The sequence below is a fragment of the Delftia sp. CH05 genome, assembly GCF_009827015.1.
Taxonomy (GTDB): domain Bacteria; phylum Pseudomonadota; class Gammaproteobacteria; order Burkholderiales; family Burkholderiaceae_C; genus Comamonas; species Comamonas tsuruhatensis.
On sequence record NZ_WUMG01000037.1, the window covers coordinates 52,197 to 58,635 of the forward strand.

The 6,439-nt window shown below is 63.1% G+C and carries 8 protein-coding genes; 5 read left to right on the forward strand and 3 right to left on the reverse strand.

Annotated elements, in window-relative coordinates; genetic code table 11:
- Positions 1–39: 39 nt before the first annotated feature.
- Positions 40–498 carry a nickel-responsive transcriptional regulator NikR gene (gene nikR / locus GRX31_RS22735; protein ID WP_016448139.1) on the reverse strand — a complete coding sequence of 153 codons (459 nt, stop codon included), beginning with the start codon at positions 496–498 and terminating at the stop codon, positions 40–42.
- Positions 499–779: 281 nt separating this feature from the next.
- On the opposite strand from nikR, the gene GRX31_RS22740 reads away from it, so the two are divergent.
- Positions 780–1,139: a hypothetical protein gene (locus GRX31_RS22740; RefSeq protein WP_016448140.1), complete on the forward strand. Its 360-nt coding sequence runs from the start codon at positions 780–782 to the stop codon at positions 1,137–1,139.
- A gap of 28 nt (positions 1,140–1,167) precedes the next feature.
- Here GRX31_RS22740 and GRX31_RS22745 read toward each other — a convergent pair whose 3' ends face one another.
- The gene (locus tag GRX31_RS22745) at positions 1,168–1,803 is read right to left on the reverse strand and encodes a nitroreductase family protein (protein ID WP_160854945.1); all 636 of its coding nucleotides are present in this window, start codon (positions 1,801–1,803) and stop codon (positions 1,168–1,170) included.
- A gap of 45 nt (positions 1,804–1,848) precedes the next feature.
- On the reverse strand, positions 1,849–2,700 hold the full coding sequence (locus tag GRX31_RS22750) for an EamA family transporter (protein WP_160854959.1): 852 nt from the start codon (positions 2,698–2,700) through the stop codon (positions 1,849–1,851).
- A 117-nt stretch (positions 2,701–2,817) separates the two neighbouring features.
- Here GRX31_RS22750 and GRX31_RS22755 point away from each other — a divergent pair, with 117 nt between their 5' ends.
- From GRX31_RS22755 to GRX31_RS22770, 4 genes are all read left to right on the forward strand, one after another.
- On the forward strand, positions 2,818–3,360 hold the full coding sequence (locus GRX31_RS22755) for a MarR family winged helix-turn-helix transcriptional regulator (RefSeq protein WP_160854947.1): 543 nt from the start codon (positions 2,818–2,820) through the stop codon (positions 3,358–3,360).
- A 97-nt stretch (positions 3,361–3,457) separates the two neighbouring features.
- Positions 3,458–3,673 carry a hypothetical protein gene (locus GRX31_RS22760; protein WP_160854949.1) on the forward strand — a complete coding sequence of 72 codons (216 nt, stop codon included), beginning with the start codon at positions 3,458–3,460 and terminating at the stop codon, positions 3,671–3,673.
- A 378-nt stretch (positions 3,674–4,051) separates the two neighbouring features.
- Entirely contained in the window at positions 4,052–4,543 is a 492-nt protein-coding gene (locus GRX31_RS22765; protein ID WP_046988640.1) for a response regulator transcription factor, read from the forward strand.
- Between the two features lie 523 nt (positions 4,544–5,066).
- On the forward strand, positions 5,067–6,380 hold the full coding sequence (locus GRX31_RS22770; protein ID WP_160854951.1) for a hypothetical protein: 1,314 nt from the start codon (positions 5,067–5,069) through the stop codon (positions 6,378–6,380).
- Positions 6,381–6,439 lie beyond the last annotated feature (59 nt).

Here is a 6,439-nt window from a genome sequence, read left to right on the forward strand (position 1 = left end):
ATGACAGGGGCTGCGCAAGGCGCCCGGCCCCGGGCTGGCTCAATCGTCGTGCGAATGCGGATGGTGGTGCGCGTGATCGTGCCCGCCAGGCTCTGCCCTGCGAACCATCACCACGTTGAGCTGGCCGTGGTGCACGCCGCGCTCGGCCGTGATGGTGTCGGCAAAGCGCCGCACGGCGCTGGCCGGGCCGCGCAGCATGACGGTTTCAATGCATTGCTCGTGGTCCAGGTGCACGTGCGTGGTGGCCATGTGCAGCTCATGGTGGTCGTGCTGCAGGCTGGCCAGGCGCTCGGACAGATCGCGCTCGTGGTGGTTGTAGACATAGGACAGGTTGGCCACGCACAGGCCGTCGGCGTCCTCGCGCTCGCGCACCTGGGCCAGGTGGGCACGCAGCACGTCGCGTATGGCTTCGGAGCGGTTGTCGTAGCCGCGCGCGGCGATCCAGCCGTCGAAATCACGGGCCAGGTCGTCGTCGATGGAGATGGTGAAGCGTTCCATGGGCAGCACAAGTGAAGGGAAACAGGAAGATGGCGGCAACAGCGGGGCAGGCGCAAAAGACAGGCATCACGCCGGATCTGCCGGCCATTGTCCGGCCATCCAGGCCCTTGCCCCACATGCCTCACATGCCCCACATGCAACAGCCGCGCCAATCACTGTCGGTACGGACTGGCAATAGCGACAAACCACCACGGTCATGCTTTGTTCACATTCGCGCCATATCCGGTTACGCTGATCGAGGATGCGCGGTGCGCACCGTCGATCGCTGAAAGGGGCGCGGCATGCAGTATTCATTCGATCAGCTTCTGGACATGCTGCTGTCCCTGCTGGAGGCTGCGCCCGCCTGTTCTTCTCGCGACCAGGCCTTCGAACAGCTGCGCACGCTGTGGCTGCAGACCCACACCTATTTCGCGGCGCCCGAGTCCGAGCTGCGCCGCATCGCCGGCCGCCGGCTGGTCGAACCCCATGGCTGGAAGGACCTGGACAAGGACCCCTGCTACCTGGACCACGATCCCGGCAACGGCAGCGCCCTGCGCATCTACCTGCACCGCGATGGTGGCATGGTGATACAGCGCCTGCAGGGCGACGGTCGGCAGATCCTGTTCTCGCGCCTGGGCATGCAGCTGCAGCCTGCCAGCTGAGCCTGCACCCGGCCAACCCATCCCACGCTCAGGCATAGGCCAGGATGTCGGCCAGCGGCCTGCGCGCCTTCTGCGGGCGTGGCGTGCCTGCCGCGTGGCCCACGGCGACCAGCATCACGGGCAGTTCGTGGGCCTGCAGGCCAAAGCCCGCTGCCAGCAGTTCCGCATCGAATCCCACCATGGGGCAGCTCGCCAGCCCCAGGCCCTGGGCGGACAGCATCAGCGTCATGGCCGCCAGCGAGGCCGAGCGCACGGCCTCGTCGCGCTGCAACTGCAGGTTGTCCGCATGCGCGGCATGGGCCTGCGCCACCCAGCCATCGGCCGTGCGCTGGCTCATCACGCCGCTGTCCACGCTGGGCTGCAAAAACTCCGCCAGCCGCGCATGCGCGGCCAGCGTGCCGCAGACGATGAAGACGGCAGAGGCGTCCTCCACCTTCTGCTGCCCATAGGCGGCGGCTTTCAGGCGCGCCTTGGCCTCGGGTGTGCGCACGGCAATGAAGCGCCAGTTCTGCAGGTTGTAGGCCGACGGGGACAGCGAGGCCTGGGCCACCAGCGCGGCCAGCGTCTCATCGGCCAGCGGGCGGCCCGGCTCGAAACGGTCTGCGGAAATGCGCGAAGCGATGGCCTGCCCGATGGGCATGGAGGAAAGTTCGGAAGAAGTCATGTGAAACGCTCGGTGGGAAAAAAGAGGAACCTCGATGCCAGAAACTCAGGCGCCGCGCGAAGCCGACCACTGCACCAACAGCACGCTGGCCAGCACCACCAGCAGGCCCAGGAAGGACATGCCCGTCATGGACTGCGACAGCAGCGCCCAGCCCAGGACCACGGCCGTGAGCGGGCTCAACAAGCCCAATGACGACACGGCCACCGAAGGCAGGCGCCCGATGCCGCGAAACCACAGCACATAGGCCAGCAGCGCGCCGGCCAGGCACAGATAGGCATAGGCGCCCAGCTGGGTGAGAGACAGCGCGGGCAGCGGCGCATCCACCCACCAGGCCAGCGGCAGCAGCATCAGCCCGCCAAACAGCAGTTGCCAGCCCGTCAGCGCCAGCACCGGCAAGTCCACGCGCCAGCGCCGCGTCAGCCACGTGCCGGCCGCCATGCACACCGCGCCGGCCAGCGCCGCCGCCATGCCTACGGGCTCGAACACCGTCTGCGGCGACAGCAGCAGCACTGCCATGCCCCCAATGCCGGCTACGGCGGCCCACAGCGTCAGCCGCGCGGGGGAGCGCCCATCCACCCCCCAGGCCAGGGCCATCACCAGCAGCGGCTGCACGGCGCCCAGCACGGCCGCCAGCCCGCCCGGCAGCCGGTAGGCCGCCACGAACAACAGCGCCTGGAACACGCCGATGTTCAGCGCGCCCAGCACCGCCAGCCGCCACCAGCCCGAACCCGCTGGCAGCCGCCGCGTGAACAGCACCAGCAGCAACCCGGCCGGCAGCACGCGGATCAGCGCGGCCGTGAACGGCCGGTCCGGCGGCAGCAGTTCGGAAGTGACGATGTAGGTGGAGCCCCAGATGGCGGGGGCCAGCGCGGTCAGCAGGATGTCGCGCCATGACATGGCAGCGCTGGCTGCAGCAGGAGCCGTGGAGGCACAGGACGATGAGGAGGAGGACATGGATTTATCTTCAATTCAAGACAAACCCATTATGCACGATTTATCTTAAAATCAAGACAAATGACCCAACCCTCCTGCCAACGCCTGCCCGACCATGTCGACACCATCCTGGCCCAATGGCGCCGCGAACGCCCGGACCTGGACCCCAGCCCCATGGGCCCCATAGGCCGCATCAAGCGCTGCGCTGCCCTGCTGGAGCAACGGCTGGAGGAATGCTTTGCACGCTTCGGCATGACCATGTGGGAGTTCGACGTGCTGGCCACGCTGCGCCGCTCGGGCGCGCCCTTCTGCCTCACGCCCACGGCCTTGTTCTCCACGCTCATGGTCACCTCGGGCACCATGACCCACCGCATGAAAAGCCTGGAGACGCGCGGCCTGGTACAGCGCCTGCCCAACCCGCAGGACGCGCGCAGCATGCTGGTGCAGCTCACCGACCAGGGGCTGGAACTGATAGACCGCGCCGTGGAAGCGCACCTGGACAACGAGCGCGCCATGCTGGCGCCCATGCCCGCCGCCGAACTGGCCGCGCTGGATGAGAGGCTCTCCCTGCTGCTGCGCGTGCTGGAGGGCGGGCCTGACGAGGGCACCCGCCCTGCCCCTTGAACTGGCGTCTATCCAGGTCGTTGGAACTGGCGACGGTCGTGGTGCTCACGCCCTTCGTCATGACCCGGGAACGCTTTTGGCAAAAGAGGTGCTTCCCTTGAAGCACATCGCAGGCACCCAGCCGCTTCTCGATGCGCCATGGCAGCAATTGCTTACCCGCATGTCTCAAGACCTGCGCTACAGCCCGCATCCTGGACTCGGATGGGCAATGCCAGAAAATCCTGATCACACAAGCGCGACCCACAGAAGACCATTGGCTTTCCCACAATCTGCTGCAAAAACCTTGGTGTTGATTTTTTGTAGCCAGATGTAATGATTTCGCCAGAGATTTCCACTAAGATGTCCATTCCAACGGTGAAATGGCGATAACAGATTCTCAAACGACTTTGATACTCCCTCAACGCACCACACCATCTTGATAATGGTTTACTAATCTCCCGCCTTGGATACAAAAGGCTGCCGCAGGCTGAATGCGCGCGATTTTCAATCGTCCAATGTTCAGGCTTTTTCCGGCTGATCCTTTACCGCACAATTTCTACACGAATGGCATGACGCCAGTTTATTCAGTCGGTAAACAGGCCCTTTAGCGAGTTATTCAATCTTTCAAACGGCACTGTGCAAAGCAGTCTCGCCGAGGCTTCGGCGTGGAATAGCCCTATGGCATCGGCACATAGAAAATGGGAGACATACCATGGACATATCGGAAATAGCTTTGGCAAATAGCGAATGCCATCTCGATGCTGAGCATCCAACAGCAGATGAAGTCATCGCGTCTGCACTCACTGCGCGCGAAATCGATGTACTCGAAGCGATGGCCAAAGGCCTTGGTTGCAAGGACATTGCGCACACGCTGGGCATCAGCGAACACACGGTACGCAAGCACCGCAGCAATATGTGTACACGGCTGGGCCTGCGCAATGCCGTAGAACTCGTCACGCATGCCAGGCGGCAAGGCTGGTTGAGCGCTGCCCGCTCACCGCTCCCTCTGTCTCCTCGCGAGCAGGAGGTGTTGGCGCACGTGCTGGCGGGACACACCAGCAAGGAGATTGCACGTTCGCTTTACCTCAGTGACTTGACCGTGCGCAAGCATCGCGAAAACATTCTGCGCAAACTGGGCCTGACAAGCACGGCCCAGTTGCAGACATTCGCGCCAACGGCAACTCGCAATGGCGGCGACACCTGATATCCAGGCCAGCGTGCATCGCCTGTCCGTACCCACCGAATACGACATTGGAAGTATTCCACCCTCCTGGTGCAATTGGGCATGATGAGCACAACGAATCTCGGACATTGACTTTCGCGACTTTGGATCAACCGAAGGGTGAGCAATCTCCTTATGGCGGCTTCAGCAGGCACCATTGCATTTGAGGTTTGCGCGGTTGACATGGAATATCCGCGCGAGCCTTGAACGACTGCAGAAGCTCATATCTCTTCGCCTTTTAGTCTCTTCGCCTTTTATTTTTTCCGCCTCTACGGTCCGCATCCGTCGAGGCATCCTCCCGGCACCCACGTGTCGGATCCTTGCACGCAACTCAAAGGAGTATCCCGCCATGAATCATTCTTCGCGGTCACCCCCTGCGATTTCTCCCAAGCATCCCATGCCTTAGGCCCAATACCGGGCAATCATTCTCATTGGCAAAGAAAAGCGTTCATGACTTCAAACCTCATGTCGCTCCCTATCCATTCAATTTCAGGAATTGCACGCCATGTCAGATCAAGCCATGTTCAGCCAGTTGTACAACGCCCTTGTCGATAATCTCGGCACCCCGAATTTCCAGTTGCTCGGCACCCCCAAGGACTTCAGCTGGGGCACGGCTCCGACCGGGCAATGGGACCCGGCCGCCTATCAGATCGTCAGCGGCATGCCGCAGTGGTCCGCGATCGGCCAGTACGGCAGCCTCGATGCGACGCTCTTCGACGCCGTCCGTCAGATCTTTGGTCACGTGACATTCAAGGTCAGCCCCGAGCAGCAGGCCAATCAGACGGAGCTGGCCAACCTGTGCGTCCAGAAAAGCAATGCGATGGCCAAGGCCAACAGCGACATGAACCAGTTCTACCTGAGTTCAAAGCAGAACGGCGGCTTGATATTCGCAGCCCGCTACCCTGACATCAACACCTGGCTCAACAACGCGCCGGAGGCTGCTGCCTACGTTGCCGCCATCCAGGCGGCCACCAACGCCTACAACCAGGCGGTGAAGATGAAGATGGAGCTGGAGCGGGCCAGCATGCCCAGCGATCTGCAGCGCGCCATCGACATGATGCAGATTCCGTCGGGCGACCCTGCCTCAAACAACGCACCGGCAGGCTGGACCAAGGTGCCGGATGGCTCGGGCATCCTGCGCTGGCAGCCGGACTTCCACATCGACACGACGGGCGCGGACTGGCGCGCAGCGCTCAGCAATGGCAGCGCAGGCGCGTTCTCGATCGCGATGAAATCTTCGCAGTCGAGCAGCGACTTCAAGTCCTCGTTTGCCAAGGGCTCGACCAGCGTTGGCAACTTCTTCTGGAGCGTCAACGCATCGGGCGGCTGGAGCAAGTCCGACCTGTTCAACCAGGACTCGAGTTCGGCAGTGAAGATCAGCTGCGAGTCCTCCACGCGCGTGAAGGTGAATCCGGGCGACTGGTACCCGGGCGGCTTCATGAGCGAACTGGCCAAGGCCCAGCAGGGGCCGAACGGCCAGGGCTACACCATCGTCGCCCCGTGGGTGGCCAACGGTGGCCCGGGATCGAGCTCCCTGTTCGGCCCGAACGGCATCGTTGCGGCACGGGTGTCCGAACTGCTGGTCGTCTACAAGCCTTCGTTCGAGATCACGATGAGCGCCAACACCTATCAGCAGAACAAGCAGGCCTTCGAGGGCAGCGCGGGTGTGCGCATCGGACCCTTCACTTTCGGTGGCACGGGAGGTCACCAGTCCGAGTACACCAAGAGCACCGCACAGGCCAATACCTTCAAGGGCAGCAGCACCTCGGTGAACCCGCAAATCATCGGCGTGATCGTCGACTTCCCGGGCATCCATTGACCTGAAGACCAGCGGGTGGGCGGGACGCCGCGGCGGGTCCCGCCCACCCGCTGGTCTTC